Genomic DNA, 16,175 nt, shown 5'->3' on the forward strand with positions numbered 1-16,175 from the left:
CCAACGCCAAGCCGGAAAAAGGGGGGTAGTTCCATACGCCCCAACTCAGTCGCGCCGCCGAAACCGGCCATACCGCCCGTCCAGCATTACCAACCGGCTGACTCTTCCCCAGCTTTCCAAAAATGCGGTTTTCTGCAACAAAGGATCTTGCCTCTGTTCTCTTGTTCCCTCACTCTGTGTTACTGACGTCCAATCCAGGATAATCTTTGATTAAAAGTCCTTGGATTTCCAAATTTTTTAAATCCGGTATCGCGGTTGCATAGCTCTCTCCCCGTGTTCCCCTTGTGATAAATTTCACAGTATGCTTGCTAGTTTTTGATAGTTAAAAATCGCGCTTCTCCTGATACAATGCCAGCAAGGATTACCCCATGCCGTTACCTAACACTTCCTTCACACGCGCTCCTTGGATATCTGATCCGGCTTTACCACCGGTTGGTGAAATTCCCCATTGCACCGCTCATCTTTTGCAGTGGAATTCCGGCCTGTCCGCCGGAGTACAAGGGATCGAACTGGGTAATGGCCGCCTGCGCTGCGTGGTCCTCCCCACACGGGGCCTGGGCCTGTGGAAGTGTTACCTTGACGACTGGGAAATTGGCTGGCGGTCCCCTGTTGCGGGACCGGTCCACCCCTCCTTTGTCCCGCTCTATGATCCCAGTGGGTTGGGCTGGCTGGACGGATTTGACGAACTACTCTGCCGCTGCGGACTGTACAGTAACGGCGCTCCGGAACATGACGCCCAGGGGCGACTGCTTTACCCCTTGCATGGCAGAATTGCCAATACTCCAGCCAACCACGTCGAGCTATTCAGCAATTCAGACGCCAAAGAGCTAATTTTACGGGGAACTGTCACCGAATCGCGGTTTCATTTTCAAAATTTGCGGTTAACCAGTTCGGTCATCTTGCAACCACTGACGACGAGCTTGCGGATTGTCGACGAAGTGACCAACCAGAGTGGTCGTCCGGGCGAAATGCAGTTGCTCTACCATCTTAATCTGGGTGATCCGCTAGCGGAACCAAATGGCAGCATCGTAGCCCCCATCAAAACCCTGGCCCCGCGCAACGCCCACGCCGCCGCCGATCTCGAGTACTGGCAAACGCTGGGTCCACGGAATTCCAATAAAGCCGAGCAAGTCTATTTTTTGGAATTGATCCCCGACGAAGCGGGCCGGGCAACCGCGCTTCTCAAAAACGCCGACTCCACCCGCGCGGTCAGTGTCACCTTTGCCGTGGCCCAATTGCCGTATTTGATTGTCTGGAAAAGCACGGCGGCTGGGGGGGATGGTTACGTCTGTGGGTTGGAGCCGGCACTCAATTTTCCCAATCCGCGTAGCTTTGAAGCCCGGCAGGGGCGGGTGCGCCAGCTCGATCCCGGCGAAACCGCCACATTTGAATTGGAATTACGCTTTTATAATACCGCCGACGAAGTCCGGGCCGCCGAGCAGCCGTTGATTGAACTGCGTCAAAGCCAGCCTCCCCTGGTTTTGACCGAACCGCGACCGGAATGGTCGGCCTAGCTGGGCCAATGGCGTTTCATCCTGACTGGCCAACGACATTTTATCCTGGCGGGCCAACAGTGTTTTAACCTTGCGGGCCAACGGCCCGACCTATCCCAGCCTAGGGCAAGCGCAGCATCGCCCTAGGTTAAGAGTATGAACAAAATTAGAAGGGCCAACGGCCCGATTCAACATCATTACCAACGAATACTGCTAGTCGCAATTCGGATCGACATATTGTTACGGTTAAAAGACGGAATTCCGCCTCACCTTAACTTTAACGAAGGTGTATTCACCGGCAAAACTCCTGCATTGCACAATCCAAATCCGTGGCCCATAATTGGCTAACAATTTGAGACATTTAAACAGTTTTTGCAAGACTCTATCCAATGGAGTCCCCTGCCCCGCCGCAAATTTTTACCGTTAAGAGGAACTGTGACCGAGCTGCCCGCAAAAATCCTGGCCGAGGGGAAATTTCTGCGTTTGATCGCCAAGGGGCATTGGGAATATGCCGACCGCACGCAGGCCAGCGGCGCGGTGACCATTGTGGCGGTAACACCGGAAAATAAATTGGTTCTGGTCGAGCAGTACCGCATTCCCCTGGGCCGTAACGCCATCGAACTGCCCGCCGGACTGAGCGGCGACATACCGGGGGAGGAACACGAGGCCCTGCAAACCGCCGCCGAACGGGAACTGCTGGAGGAGACCGGCTACACCGCGGCGGAATGGCAGTGGTTGACCGGCGGCCCCAGTTCGGCCGGTCTATCGACGGAACTCATCACGTTCTTTTTGGCGCGCGGACTGACCAAGGTGCATGCCGGTGGCGGCGACGACCACGAAAATATCATCGTGCACGAGATTCCGCTGGCCGAGGTCCCCGCGTGGCTGGCGCGGCGACATGCCGAGCACGTGGCAATCGACCCCAAAGTGTACGCCGGACTGTACTTCGCGGGAGACTGTAGATCATGACTGGCGGGCAGGAAGAGTACGTTCTGACCGCCAGGCAAAAAGAGGAATAACAAACCTTAAATCGACACAAAGCCGCCGATGGTATCGGCGGTGCGGGGGAACGCCTTAGACAATCAGTGGCAATGTAATCGCGATTTAGAACAATACACTACTGACACAGGTTCAAGAATTCTCCCATCTTCTAAATTAAATTATCGCTACTCTGTATCAAACCGGCGTTTTTCCTGGATATAGCGGATCGCGTCGCCAACGGTTTTGATTTGCTCGGCGGCATCTTCCGGGAAGGAAATATCATATCGCTCTTCTATTTCCATGACGAACTCGACGGCATCTAGCGAATCTGCTCCCAGCTCATTCAGTGACGTCGATAAAGTGAGGCTATCACTAGATATATGGGACTTGCCCTGATAGTAATTCCGAAACCACCACAGCAGTTGACCGCAACTGGGACAGCACGAGTCGCCGCCAGGAAAAGACGGGTCGAGATTCGCGATTTCGCCACAGACCGGGCATTCATGTGGTAGTCCTTCCGGTGTACGCGACGATATAGTCATGGCCTACCGCGGAACATAAAAAACTTAGAATCGAGCTTGTTGCTTTGTAACCAATAGCTTGAACATTGTGCGGTGTATTTCCGTGCTTACTACTAAGTGTTGCTGATTTACTTAATTCATCCGCCATAGCCAAAAATTCAGCACGCTTGCGTAGCTGACCCACAATAAATACGGCAACTGCAACAAGCCCGCCACTTGGTCGCGGCGGCTAAACAGCTCAATCATCGTCACGATCGCCAGCCACAAGATCGCGATTTCTAGCATCGCCCAACCGGGCCGCTGGGCAGCAAAGAACAGCCCCGACCACAGCAGATTCAGCCCCAACTGCGCTAGAAACACCGCAAGTTCCACCACTGCCCCCCGCCAGCCAAATTTGCTCGAGATGCGCGCGGCGGATACCGCCATCAGCACGTACAGCGTCGTCCAGACCGGCCCAAACACCCAGTTGGGAGGATTAAACGACGGCTTGTTCAGCGTGGCATACCAGGTCCCGATTTGCGGCGTGGTCAGTTGCGACCCGGCAAATCCAACCGCCAGACAGACGACTAGCCAGCCACCAAGATGAATCAAAAATTTTTGCATGGATTATTCACCGGCAGGCTTACGCCAGCCGTTCGCGTTTTCCTACTCTGCATTCATCATTCATACTTCTGCATTCGTCACTCGCCATCCACTCATACACCCGATAATGGTCCCCGTTCATCCCCAGCCGCTCATACACCGCCTGGGCCTTGGTATTGCGTTGGTCGACATACAGGCGGATACCGCGAACCTCGGGCGTCTGGGCGGCCAGTTGTTGCAAATACCGATACAACCCCGCGTACACGCCCAGGCGACGGAATTGGGGGGGGACATACACGCTTTGAATCCACCAGACGACGCCGTTGCGCCAGTCGCTCCATTCATAGGTGATCAGCAGCGAGCCGGCAATTTGCGTAGCGGCCGCTGCGGATTTTCCGTTGGCAAGACTCTCCTTAAAGGATTCATCCCCCTCGGATGCAATCCGCTCAGTTATCGCCCCTGCCCCGCCATCTATCTGCATTTCCGCCACATAATACCTGCCGCGTCCCGGATCGGCAAAGACCGCTTGCACGCCCGCGCTCACCGTGTCGGCGTCGAGCGGCAGATTTTCGGTTTCGGCGGCCATGGCCACTTGAAATTCGGCCAAGAGCGGAGCTTCGGCGGGCGAGGCGGGTCGATAATGAAGCGTCGCGGCGGACATGGGCGTACCCTGGGGGCGGAAAATGGCTTCCGCCGGAAAGCTGGAACAGTTACTTGCTGGTGGCGGGAAGCTGGAAATTGCGAGAAACTTGCTCAGACCGAGCCACCCAGAAAAGGGGCCACCACAAATAAGGGGGCCACTAATAGCATTATAGGCAAAGTCGCGCTTCGGGGCGAATGGGAGAGGGGGAGCGGTGTTAGAGTTAAAGATTCTCTTGCTGGGTGAGAAATTCGGCAAATGTCCCGTCGAACTCGATATAAGGATAATTCGAATTAATTTCAGTGCAACCAACCCATGTCAAATGAACGACTGTAAATCTTTCTGGTTCGGCACTGTGACGAAGTAACACATCATCTGTTGCCCCGGCACGCCATGCAAAAGTAGTAACTTCTTTATCGTAGAGCAAATGACCTGGCGACAACTCTCGTCGTAACTCGGCGAGAAGACTATGTGAGATTTCAGGTTCTGTGTAATACCAACCCGAAGGTAATGGGGGAAAATGAGATCTGTGGCTCATAGATTGTAGGAGACTAAAAGTCTTATACTTTATGAGGATGACATTCCCAGGGTAAAGCGTCGAGTGTTGGCAAATACCGATCTCGTCAGGGATCATCGCCCATAGCCGGTGGTTGAGCGCAGCGATACCACCGGACGGCGATAGAAATATGCTTCGCCCCGTTGGGGCTAGAGATCTCTCCCTTTTGCATACCGTGGGCTTGCGCCCACGGCTACGTTACTGCACCGCTGCGCGGTGCGTTACGGCAGCGGGACGCTGCCTACAACAATACAGCGGCTGCGGGACGCAGCCTGCTACAGTAGAACGGCTGCGGGACGCGGCCTACTACGATGCGGTTTCGCTCCCCGCGCCGGCGGTGGCCAATTCGGGTTCCCCCTGCATACCGGTAAAGAACAGTTGCTTCTTGCCGGCGACTTCTTTCACATCGACAAAAATCGTGTCCTTGCCGTTGAATTCCCCCTTGAGCAATTCTTCCGACAGGGGATCCTCGATGTTGTTTTCGATCGCCCGGCGGAGGGGCCGCGCGCCAAAGTCCGTGTCGGTGCCGCGCTTGATAATCAGCTTTTTCGCCTCGTCGGAAAGGACCAGCTTCAGTCCCTTCTCGCCCAGGCGTTCGCGGACCTTGGCCAGTTCGATGTCGATGACCGACTTGAGATCCTCGACCGTCAAATGGCGGAACACAATAATGTCATCCACGCGGTTCAAAAACTCGGGGCGGAACATCTTGCCAATCTCGTCCTTGACCCGGGTCTTCATGCCGTCGTAGCTGGCGTCCTGTTCCTTGCTGGTTTGAAAGCCGAACGCGGATTCGTTTTTGATCGCCTCGGCCCCCGCGTTGGTCGTCATGATTAAAATGACGTTGCGGAAGTCGATGTTGCGGCCAAAGCTGTCCGTCAAACGCCCTTCCTCCATGACCTGCAGCAGCATGTTGAACACATCGGGGTGGGCCTTTTCGATTTCATCCAGCAGCACCACGGCGTACGGGCGGCGGCGAATCTTTTCGGTCAGTTGGCCCCCTTCCTCAAAGCCCACGTATCCCGGCGGCGCGCCGATCAGGCGGCTGACGTTGTGCTTTTCCATGTACTCGCTCATGTCGATGGAAATAAGCGCGTCGGCGTCGCCAAACATAAACTCCGCCAGCGCCTTGGCGAGCAGCGTCTTGCCCACGCCCGTCGGCCCGGCAAAGATGAAGCAACCCGTGGGCCGCTTGGGATCCTTTAGCCCCGAACGGCTGCGGCGAACGGCCTTGCTGATGGAGGTGATCGCCTCGTGCTGGCTAATGACCTTTTTGTGCAGGTCTTCTTCCATCTTCATGAGGCGAATGCTGTCCTCGGTGCTCATCCGCGTCAGCGGGATGCCCGTGATCTTGCTAACGACCTCGGCGATGACTTCTTCGTCGACCACGCCTTCCCCTTCGCGGGTTTTTTCGCGCCAGTCGCGAGTGATCTGCTGTTTCTTCTTTTTCAGTTTGTCCGCGGAATCGCGCAGCGAAGCCGCCTTTTCAAAGTCCTGGTTGGCGACCGCTTCCTCTTTTTCCTTATTCAGGCGTTCGACCTCTTCGTCGATTTCCTTTAGATCCGGGGGCTTGGTCATGCTTTTCAGCCGGACGCGCGCTCCCGATTCGTCAATGACGTCGATCGCCTTATCCGGCAGGCAACGGCCCGTAATGTAGCGGTTGGACAATTCCACCGCGGACTCGAGCGCATTATCGGTGATCTGCACGCGGTGATGCTGTTCGTACTTGTCGCGCAGCCCCTTCAGGATTTGAATCGTTTCGTCCTTGCTGGAAGGCTCCACGATGATTTCCTGGAACCGGCGGGCGAGCGCTTTGTCCTTTTCGATGTATTTGCGGTACTCGTCCAGCGTGGTCGCGCCGATGCACTGGATTTCGCCGCGGCTCAGCGCGGGCTTGAGCACATTACTGGCGTCAATGGCCCCTTCGGCCCCGCCAGCGCCGACCAGGGTGTGCAACTCGTCGATGAATAAAATCGTGTTTTTCACGCGGCGAACTTCGTTCATCACCGCCTTGATCCGTTCCTCGAACTGGCCGCGGTACTTGGTCCCGGCCACCATCATCGCCAAGTCCAAAACGACAATGCGCTTGTCGGACATGATCTCGGGGACGTTGCTATCGACCACGCGCTGGGCCAGCCCCTCGACAATGGCGGTCTTCCCCACGCCAGCCTCGCCAATGAGGACGGGGTTGTTCTTGGTCCGGCGGCAAAGCACCTGGATCGCCCGTTCGATTTCCTTTTCGCGGCCAATGACCGGGTCCAGTTTTCCCTGGCGGGCTAGTTCCGTTAGATCGCGGCCAAAGCTGTCCAGCGCGGGCGTTTTGGATTTACTGCTGCGCGAGGAACTCCCCGACGAGCTTTCGCTGCCGCTCCCGCCGCCGCCACCGGCCCGTTCCATACCTCCCCGTTCGCTTCCCCCTTCGCCCCCTTCCATGCCGTGGCCCAGCAGATTCAGCACTTCCTCGCGGACGTCTTCTAACTTTAGCCCCAGATTCATCAGCACCTGCGCGGCGACCCCTTCTTGCTCACGCAAGAGACCCAGCAGGATATGTTCGGTGCCGACATAGTTGTGGCCCAGATTGCGGGCCTCGTCCATCGAGTATTCGATGACCTTCTTGGCACGGGGAGTCTGGGGGAGCTTGCCCATGCTGACGATCTCAGGTCCGCTTTGGACCAGTTTTTCGACTTCCAGGCGGATCTTACGCAGATCGACATCCAAATTCTTCAGCACATTGGCGGCGACGCCGGAGCCTTCCTTAATCAGGCCCAACAGGACATGCTCGGTGCCGATGTATTCATGGTTAAAGCGTTGTGCTTCTTGATTGGCAAGCTGCATCACTTTGCGGGCACGGTCGGTAAAGCGTTCGTACATGGCGGTGAAATGTGGCTAATGGTGTGCGAAACTATTCTCTGTTTGATTGATTAACGGACGTTCCCTTGGCGGGACGAATTCAAAAAATGGTGGGGGGTGAATAACCTTTATCTAAAATGGGAAACCTACGGACCTGCATTGAGTTATGGCAATCCAGCGGCAAAATGGCAAGTCTGGGAAGTTTTTTGCGGGGAAACAGGGGTTTTTGCTAGCACGTTGATAAGCAGCGATGATTGGTACAAGGAGGATAAATGCAACCTTTGTGCCATGTGTTAAACTGTCACACTGACAGGGACAGTTAAGTTTTTTGGACAATTGCTGCGGGGCTCTTTGATCTCTACGCGGCTGACGCGGTTATTGGTTGGATGGTGGGAGTGTTGGGGGGGATGTCGGAGGATGCTAGCGGAGTGTTTGCCACGGTGGGGGGGAGGACGGACAAGCTTTGCAAGTATGCCTTTTCACGTAATATTTCAAATCTCCACCCTGCCGCATCCGACAGTGTTTCCACAATGGCCAATTCCTGCGTGGCAGCCTGAAAATGCCCACTTTCCCGGTAAATGGCGACCAATAACAGGCGGGCTTCAACATCATTGGACCGTCGTTGCAGCAATCGCTCGACATGGTTTTCCGCCTCAAACCAGTTGCCCCGCAGGTATTCCGTTTGAGCCTGGATAAACAAGTTTGCCGACGTTTCGCCGCTAGAAATATAGGCCAATTTTTGCAGTGCACGGGCGTTGCTGTAACACGAAATAATCCAAAAACCCGTTAAAATCAGCCAAGCCCCGATCCAGGCGGCCCCGGGCAATAAATCCAGCCAAACCCAGGTGGATAAAATGCACAAATTGAGCAATCCAGAAAATATCACCGCCTGGATAAGGGCGGAAAAATCCCCTCCCTGCCACAATTCCGGCAATCCAGGCCACAAAATGGCCCAATGCGCGGGTTGCATCCATCTGCGATAAAAGGGGGGAGGAGAATCCACAAAGGCGAATCCAAAAAATCTTAAACCTATAAATGATATTAGTTTACGAATATGCACCAGCGGCCATGAGCGGACCTTTGGCAATCGTTACCCTAGCGAAATCTGGAAATTCGGGCAAGATAAACTGGGGGAGTACGTGCGCCCCCCCCGTCATCCAAATGCGGGAAAATTTGCCCGGTAAACAACCCCCGAGGCATAAGTCGGAAAAAATAGGGAAGCTGGGTAGAGAATTTTTGGCATCTGATTTTTTCATGCCATTTTGGCAGGCATCTATCATTAGAATTCTTGCGAATTCTGCTACGAGTTGAATCGATGGAAACTGTAACATTTCGCATTCTGGATGCCGCCGCCAATCGGGTTCGCGAGGGGCTACGCGTGATTGAGGACTACGCTCGCTTTGGCCTGCAAGACGCTTTCTTGACGGCGGAATGCAAAAATTTACGGCATGAGTTGGCGGAATTACTGAGCGCGATCGACCCGCGACGACTATTGGCCAGTCGCGAAACGTTGACTGACGTCGGGACCAGCCTCACCACCATGAGTGAAGCGGTGAGGCTTGACCAACACACGGTGGTGGCGGCCAACTGCAAACGGATTCAAGAAGCGCTGCGCAGTCTAGAGGAATATGGCAAAACCATTTCACCGGCAATTGCCGCCAGCTTGGAACAATTGCGCTATCGCAGCTATACGCTGGAAAAAGCGATTTCCAACGTAGGCCATGCCGTCGCCAGCCTGGATCAATGCCATTTATATGTATTGATACCCGGAGGGGAGTCGATCGCAAAATTTACAGAGCTCGTCACAGCCCTGCTTGATGCCAACGTGGATGCGATTCAATTGCGGGACAAGCGGCTCGCGGATCGCGAATTACTAGAGCGGGGAGAAGTGCTGCGCAAGTTAATCGATCAACGACTTCCCGCGGCTGATTCCGCTTTATCTACAAGTAAGCGAGTGCCGCTCATGATTTTTAATGACCGGCCGGACCTGGCGGTCCTGGCCAGGGCGGATGGCGTGCATGTCGGCCAAGAGGAACTGACTGTCAGTGCGGTGCGGCGCATCGTTGGTCCGCAAATGCTTGTGGGCGTGTCCACGCACACGATCGCGCAAGCCCGCCAGGCGGTGTTGGACGGGGCGGACTACATTGGCGTGGGGCCAACGTTTCCTTCGCGGACCAAGCCGTTTGAGTCATTCGCGGGATTGGATTTTTGCCGCGAGGTGGCCGCGGAACTGGCACTTCCCGCGTTTGCGATCGGCGGGATTAACGCCGACAATCTGGCGGAACTTTTGGCCACGGGGATTAAGCGCGTGGCCGTGGGAGAGTGCCTGAATGATCCGGCCACGGTCGGGGAGAACGCCCAGCAACTGCGCGGATTGCTCACGCGGGGCACCATCAGCGGATAAAATCGCGAATGGGCAGATTTCTTGGTAGATTTTATTTGTAAGTGGCGGGGTAATCTATTGGCAATGTGTAGTCCAGCACAGGCAATTATTAGATTCACTGGATTTTAATATAAATATGGAGGAAACGGTATTAGAATGATTGAGTATTCTCTTCTAAAGTACAGCAGACATTCCACATCTTTGGGGAATAAGTATGAGTAAGCTCGTTTACCGCATTTTTTGCGGGGTTCTGGTCGGGGTTGGTTTTTGCGGCTGGTCGCGCGACCTGCACGCCGCGCCGCCGATCAAACTGAACGGTCCATTGGTCGCCGGAGGGACTGTTTCCTCAAATGGTTTGCAATTCAGCCCCGATGGCAGCCGCGTGTTGTACTTGGCCGATCAAACGACTGATGATGTCGATGAAATTTTCATTGTGCCGAGCACCGGCGGCACGGCGATCAAGCTCAACGGCCCGCTTGTTGCGAATGGGGATGTTAATTTTCTCGGCTTTCAATTCAGCCCAGACGGGAGCCGGGTGTTGTACTTGGCCGATCAAGAGACCGGTGGGGTTGATGAAATTTTCAGCGTCCCCAGCGCCGGCGGTGAGGCGGTCAAGCTGAATGGCCCGCTGGTGCTCAATGGCGATGTTTCTGGATTTGGCCTGCAATTCAGCTCGGACGGCAGCCGGGTGTTGTACCTAGCCGATCAATCGACAGATGAGGTTGATGAAATTTTTAGCGTCCCCAGCCTCGGCGGTGTCGCTGTGAAACTAAACGGCCCGCTTGTTGCTAATGGGGATGTTAATGTTAACGGCCTGCAATTTAGCCCGGATGGTAATCGCGTGCTGTACCTGGCCGATCAGTCGATCGATGAGGTTGATGAAATATTCAGCGTCCCCAGCGCCGGCGGTGTCGTTGTGAGACTGAACGGCCCGCTTGTAGCAAATGGTGATGTTTATTTTAACGGTCTACAATACAGCCCGGACGGCAGCCGGGTGTTGTACCTCGCTGATCAAACAACCAATGGAGTCAATGAGCTATATATTGTTTCTAGTGTTGGCGGTGCGGGGGTGAAGCTGAACGGTCCTCTTGTCGCGGGGGGAAATGTTTCATTCGGCGGTTTTCAATTCAGCCCCGACGGCAGTCGGGTGTTATACCTGGCCGATCAAACGACCGATGAGGTCAATGAAATTTTTAGTGTCCCGCGCGCCGGCGGGATACCTGTCAAGCTGAATGGCCCGCTCGTCTCTGGAGGGGATGTTTCATTCGGCGGTTTTCAATTCAGCCCGGATGGCAGCCGCGTGCTGTATCGGGCGGATCAAACCACTGTTGGCGTCACTGAACTCTTCAGCGTCCCCAGCATCGGTGGCGTTGCGGTCAAGCTGAATGGCCCGCTCGTGGCAGGGGGGAATGTTTTTAGCCAACAATTCAGCCCAGACGGTAGCCGCGTGTTATACCGCGCCGATCAGATGATCGATGAGGCGTATGAGATTTTCAGCGTTCCGAGCGCCGGTGGTGTCGCTGTGAGACTGAACGGGCCGCTTGTTGCAAATGGTGCTGTTTTTGCTAACGGCCTGCAATTCAGCCCGGACGGCAGCCGCGTGCTGTATTATGCCGAACAAGAGTTCATTGGAGTTAACGAACTCTATTTGGTCCCGAGTGTCGGCGGGACACCCGTCAAGCTGAATGGCCCGCTCGTTGCCGGGGGAGATGTTTCATCCGGCGGCCTGCAATTTAGCGCGGATGGCAGTTTGGTGTTGTACAATGCTGACCAAGACACCGACGGAGTTTTCGAGCTTTACACCCGGATCGTCAAACAAACCTGGAACGGGGGGAGCGGCAGTTGGAACACTGGATCGAACTGGCAACACGGATATGCACCCGACGATGTCATGCAGATCACCGTTGGCACCGCCGCCGACGCGATCCTGTCGGGCACAACCAACCAACTAGTGAACGAATTGACCATTGGTGGCGGCGGGGCGGGCGTTACGTCCATCATCACGCTGCAAGCCGGTTCCAGCATCACCACAATTCACGGTCTAACTCTCAAGGCAGGCGGCGTCATTCGGGGTGACGGCCAGATCAACAGTACATTCAATTCGGCAAATCTCGGCTCGCTCCGCGCGGGTGCCGGCGAACAACTGCTGGTCAACACACCGGCACTGACCAACTCGGGCCGGATCGAGGCGATCGGCACGGTCAACGCCCTGGCGGAAGTGGAGATTTCGGGAACAGTCACGAATACCGCTGGAGTCGGCGTAATTTCCTCGCGCAGCGGCATCCTGCGCTTTAATTCGGGTTTGACTAATCCCGGCGGATTGACATTCAGCAGTGGCTTTAATGAAGTATTTGGCGATATTACCAATACGGGCGTCATCAGCGTGACGGGCGGCGCGCACACCACATTTAACGACGATGTCATCCAAAACGGCACGCTGCAAGTCAGCAAAGCGGGGAACACAACCAGTGTCGCGGTCTTTTTAGGCTCATTCTCCGGCTCTGGCGGCAGCACCGGCGGCGGGGATATCTTCTTTGAAGGGGATGTCCTCCCCGGCAATAGCCCCGGCCGGGCCGAATTTGACGGCAGCGTGGGCTTTGGACCGGCGTCGCTACTAGTCATGGAACTGGCGGGGACGCAGCCGGGAATAAACTACGATCAACTGGCAGCCCTGGGAGATTTGGGCTTGGGGGGCGCGCTCGAACTACGGCTGCTGGATGGCTACACGCCGCGCGGGGGGGAAATCTATGACCTGCTCGATTGGGGAAGCCTGAATGGGCAATTCCAGCGAATCGATCTACCACCGCTGGCGGAAGGCTTATCCTGGAACACCACCACCCTCTATTCCACCGGCGCGATCAGTGTGATACCAGAACCAAGTCTGCTAGCCTTGGTCGCGCTCGTGGGGATGGGAATGCTGGGCCGTAGGGCGAAACTGATTTAAACCCGCGTTCTTTGAAATAATCCGTTTTTAGTACCATTCGTGCGCGGATTTTGCGGATGATGGCGGTGTTTGCGGATGTTAACGACAGCGTCCCTTGCATATGAAATGCAATAGAAAGTGGTACGGGCTTCAGCCCGTAACCCAAGGAATTGGCTGATGAAACTACTGTTGGCAAAGTAGATGAATCGGGCCGTTGGCCCTTCCATTTTTGCTTCCCATTGACCTAGGGCGACGCTGCGCTTGCCCTAGGCTGGGATAGGTTGGGCCTTCGGCCCGAAAGAATAAATCGCAAATGACCCGCAAATAAATTACGTGAAGGCGTGAATTAAACTTACGCTTTTCTGATTATTGCAGTACGCATAAAACAAATCTGCGTTCTTTTTCCACGCCCGCACCACGCGCTTTACACGCTTACCCCTGGTTCCACCGGCACGCAGACCACCGCCGCGACGGTGTCGTCATCATCCATGTTCATGATCCGCACCCCCTGGGTGTTGCGGCCAATGACGCTGATCTCGCGCACGGCCAGCCGCTGCAGCTTGCCCCCCTTAGTCATGACTAAAATCTCGTCCCCGTCATTCACGCTGACCACATCGACCACCGGACCGTTGCGGTCGGTGGTTTTGATATCGCGAACCCCCTTGCCGCCACGACGTTGGGTGCGGTAGCGCTGCCCACTGGAGGCGTCTTCTTCCCCTTCGGGTTCGGCGTCTCCCGGGGTTGCGGCATCACGTTCGGGGGCTGCGTCAACTGGCTCGTCGGCTGGCCCCCCCCCGGAGATCTCTTCAGCGCTGGAGGCTTCTTCACTGGCTTGGGCGGCGATCCGTTCGTCATTGGGGCCAAAGAGCGTCCGCTTGCCGTAACCCTTGGCACAGATGGTCAATAGCGTCGCCTCGGGATTGGCAATCACCATGCCGACCAGCATGTCCCCCTTGCCCAGGTTGATCCCCTTGACCCCGCTAGTGTTGCGTCCCATTGCCCGCGCGTCGGTCTGGGGAAAGCGAATGGCCATACCCCGGGCGGTGGATAGAACGACTTCATCGCCGGTGCGGGCGATGACCACATCGACCAGTTCGTCGCCATCCTTGAGCTTGATGGCGATCAGCCCCCCTTTGAGCGGGCGGCCATAGGCGGAAAGCTCGGTCTTTTTGACCAATCCCTTGCGCGTGGCCATCAGGAGGTAGCAGCCTTCCTCATTAAAGTTGCGCACCGGCAGGCAACTGGCGATTTTTTCTCCTTCGGCCAAGTTGAGCAAATTGTTAATCGCCCGCCCCTTGCGGTCGCGGTCAAGTTGGGGAATACCGTACACCTTTTGCCAATAAACTTTGCCAAAGTTGGTAAAAAACAACAGATAATCGTGGGTGCTGGCCGCGAATAACAGCGCGATTGGATCGTCGTCCTCGCTCTTGGCCCCGGTGATCCCCTTGCCGCCGCGGCGCTGGGCGCGGTAGGTGTTGGCGGGTGTCCGTTTGATGTACCCCTGCGAGGAAAGCGTGACCACCATGTTTTCCTCGGTGATCAGGTCCTCCATATCAAACGAGCCTAGCTCTTCGCCGTTAATTTCGGTCCGGCGTTCGTCGGCGAATTTGCGTTTTAGCTCGAGGCAGTCATCCCGAATGATCGCCAAAATATTGGTTTCATCGGACAAGATCCGCAAATGCTCGGTGATTTCCTCCAGCAGTTCCCGATGTTCGGCCCCGAGCTTTTCTTGTTCCAGATTGACCAACTGGCCCAGCGTCATCCGCAGGATCGCTTCGGCCTGGACGGCCGTCAGGGTGTAGACGTCGGCCGCGCCCCGTTCCGACTGGAACACGGCAAACCCCCCCGGCCCCAGCGCCCGCTCCAGCATGGCGGCGGGGCATTCGATCCCCATCAGCCGGGCTTTGGCCTCGGCCTGCGTGGACGAAGAGCGGATGGTGCGGATGACTTCGTCGATATTGGCCAGTGCCAGCAGCAACCCTTCGATCGTGTGCTTGCGGGCGCGGGCCTTCTTTAGCAAAAACTGCGTCCGGCGGCGGATCACCGTCACGCGGTGCCGCAAAAACTCTTCCAGCAACTGTTTAAAGCTGAGCGTGCGGGGTTTGCCATCTACCAGCGCTAGGAAAATGATCGAGACGGACTCTTGCAGCGGCGAAAACTGATAAAGCTGGTTAAGCACCACATCCGGGTCGGCTTGCTTGTCCAGTTCATAGACCAGCCGGACCGGCTCTTTAAGGTCGCTTTCATTCCGGGCCGAGCGGATGCCGGAGATTTTGCCGTCGTTGATCAGCTCGCCAATCCGTTCTTCCACCCGGTCCCGCGCCTGCTGATAGGGAATCTCATTGACGACAATCTGAAACCGCCCCTTCCCCATTTCTTCTATCTTCGCTCGGGCGCGAAGCGTGATCGTCCCCCGGCCGGTATGGTACGCCCGGCGAATCCCTCCCCGGCCCATGATTTGGCCCCCGGTGGGAAAGTCCGGACCAGGCACAATCTCTAATAATTCGTCAATCGATACTTCCGGTTCGTCTATCACGCGCACCAACGCGTCGCAGACTTCGCCCAAGTTATGCGGCGGCAGGCTGGTCGCCATCCCCACCGCGATGCCCTGCGCCCCATTCACCAGTAAATTAGGGAACTTGCTGGGTAGTACGGTCGGCTCCGTACTGCGCTCGTCATAGTTGGGGACGTAATCGACCGTGTCCAGCTTTAAATCTTCCAGGATGAGCGACGCTGTCTGTGAAAGGCGGGCCTCGGTATACCGCATCGCCGCCGCCGGCAACCCCGCAATACTGCCAAAGTTCCCTTGTTTATCTATCAGTACGTACCGCATGTTCCATTCTTGGGCCATGCGGACCAGCGTGGGATAAATGACCGCCTCGCCATGGGGGTGATAATTTCCGCTGGTATCGCCGCTGATTTTTGCGCATTTGACGCGGCTACTGTTGGGACCCAGATTAAGGTCGTTCATCGCGACCAAAATCCGCCGTTGCGATGGTTTTAGCCCGTCCCGCACATCGGGTAAGGCCCGACTCACGATGACGCTCATCGCGTAATTGAGGTACGCGTCTTTTAACTCATCCACAATCGGCAAGTCTACTAGCCGGCCCAGGTGGATATCCGTCCCCACCGGCAGATCCCCCCCCGGTACAAAATCGTTCGGGAGATCGCCACGAGAAAGGTCGCCACCGGGTAGGTCGCTGTCGGATCCGCCGTTACCGCCGTCGTTTGGGTCGCTGGCCAAGGGTA

10 protein-coding genes are annotated in these 16,175 nt (G+C 56.0%); 4 read left to right on the top strand and 6 right to left on the bottom strand.

From position 1 onward, the window contains the following. Window positions 1-368 precede the first annotated feature (368 nt). Window positions 369-1,514, top strand: a complete 1,146-nt coding sequence (locus SFX18_14020; GenBank protein ID MDX1964266.1) for an aldose 1-epimerase family protein — start codon at window positions 369-371, stop codon at window positions 1,512-1,514. A gap of 414 nt (window positions 1,515-1,928) precedes the next feature. Next, window positions 1,929-2,462, top strand: a complete 534-nt coding sequence (locus SFX18_14025; GenBank protein MDX1964267.1) for an NUDIX hydrolase — start codon at window positions 1,929-1,931, stop codon at window positions 2,460-2,462. A gap of 197 nt (window positions 2,463-2,659) precedes the next feature. Here SFX18_14025 and SFX18_14030 read toward each other — a convergent pair whose 3' ends face one another. From SFX18_14030 to SFX18_14050, 5 genes are all read right to left on the bottom strand, one after another. Continuing rightward, on the bottom strand, window positions 2,660-2,896 hold the full coding sequence (locus SFX18_14030) for an acyl carrier protein (protein ID MDX1964268.1): 237 nt from the start codon (window positions 2,894-2,896) through the stop codon (window positions 2,660-2,662). A 231-nt stretch (window positions 2,897-3,127) separates the two neighbouring features. Further along, a complete protein-coding gene (locus SFX18_14035; GenBank protein ID MDX1964269.1) occupies window positions 3,128-3,598 on the bottom strand; it encodes a TspO/MBR family protein in 471 nt (156 codons plus the stop codon). A 19-nt stretch (window positions 3,599-3,617) separates the two neighbouring features. Then, window positions 3,618-4,238 (bottom strand): GNAT family N-acetyltransferase, encoded by a 621-nt coding sequence (locus tag SFX18_14040; protein ID MDX1964270.1) that lies wholly within the window; start codon window positions 4,236-4,238, stop codon window positions 3,618-3,620. An 841-nt stretch (window positions 4,239-5,079) separates the two neighbouring features. Then, entirely contained in the window at window positions 5,080-7,641 is a 2,562-nt protein-coding gene (locus SFX18_14045; GenBank protein MDX1964271.1) for an ATP-dependent Clp protease ATP-binding subunit, read from the bottom strand. A gap of 337 nt (window positions 7,642-7,978) precedes the next feature. Then, entirely contained in the window at window positions 7,979-8,623 is a 645-nt protein-coding gene (locus SFX18_14050; GenBank protein MDX1964272.1) for a hypothetical protein, read from the bottom strand. 312 nt (window positions 8,624-8,935) lie between these two features. Between SFX18_14050 and SFX18_14055 the strand changes: the two genes are divergently transcribed. Then, entirely contained in the window at window positions 8,936-10,024 is a 1,089-nt protein-coding gene (locus tag SFX18_14055) for a thiamine phosphate synthase (GenBank protein MDX1964273.1), read from the top strand. A gap of 193 nt (window positions 10,025-10,217) precedes the next feature. Further along, on the top strand, window positions 10,218-12,947 hold the full coding sequence (locus SFX18_14060) for a hypothetical protein (protein ID MDX1964274.1): 2,730 nt from the start codon (window positions 10,218-10,220) through the stop codon (window positions 12,945-12,947). A gap of 403 nt (window positions 12,948-13,350) precedes the next feature. On the opposite strand, the gene gyrA is transcribed toward SFX18_14060, so the two are convergent. Beyond that, the gene (gyrA, locus tag SFX18_14065) at window positions 13,351-16,056 is read right to left on the bottom strand and encodes a DNA gyrase subunit A (GenBank protein MDX1964275.1); all 2,706 of its coding nucleotides are present in this window, start codon (window positions 16,054-16,056) and stop codon (window positions 13,351-13,353) included. Between the last annotated feature and the right edge of the window lie 119 nt (window positions 16,057-16,175).

It is taken from the genome of Pirellulales bacterium (assembly GCA_033762255.1).
In the GTDB taxonomy this organism is placed as follows: domain Bacteria; phylum Planctomycetota; class Planctomycetia; order Pirellulales; family JALHPA01; genus JANRLT01.

What these genes read in the sequence shown, in the direction of transcription:
- SFX18_14020 (MDX1964266.1), top strand. Translation starts at nt 369, where the DNA reads ATGCCGTTACCTAACACTTCCTTCACACGCGCTCCTTGGATATCTGAT.
- SFX18_14035 (MDX1964269.1), bottom strand. Translation starts at nt 3,598, where the DNA reads ATGCAAAAATTTTTGATTCATCTTGGTGGCTGGCTAGTCGTCTGTCTG.
- SFX18_14040 (MDX1964270.1), bottom strand. Translation starts at nt 4,238, where the DNA reads ATGTCCGCCGCGACGCTTCATTATCGACCCGCCTCGCCCGCCGAAGCT.
- SFX18_14045 (MDX1964271.1), bottom strand. Translation starts at nt 7,641, where the DNA reads ATGTACGAACGCTTTACCGACCGTGCCCGCAAAGTGATGCAGCTTGCC.
- SFX18_14055 (MDX1964273.1), top strand. Translation starts at nt 8,936, where the DNA reads ATGGAAACTGTAACATTTCGCATTCTGGATGCCGCCGCCAATCGGGTT.
- SFX18_14060 (MDX1964274.1), top strand. Translation starts at nt 10,218, where the DNA reads ATGAGTAAGCTCGTTTACCGCATTTTTTGCGGGGTTCTGGTCGGGGTT.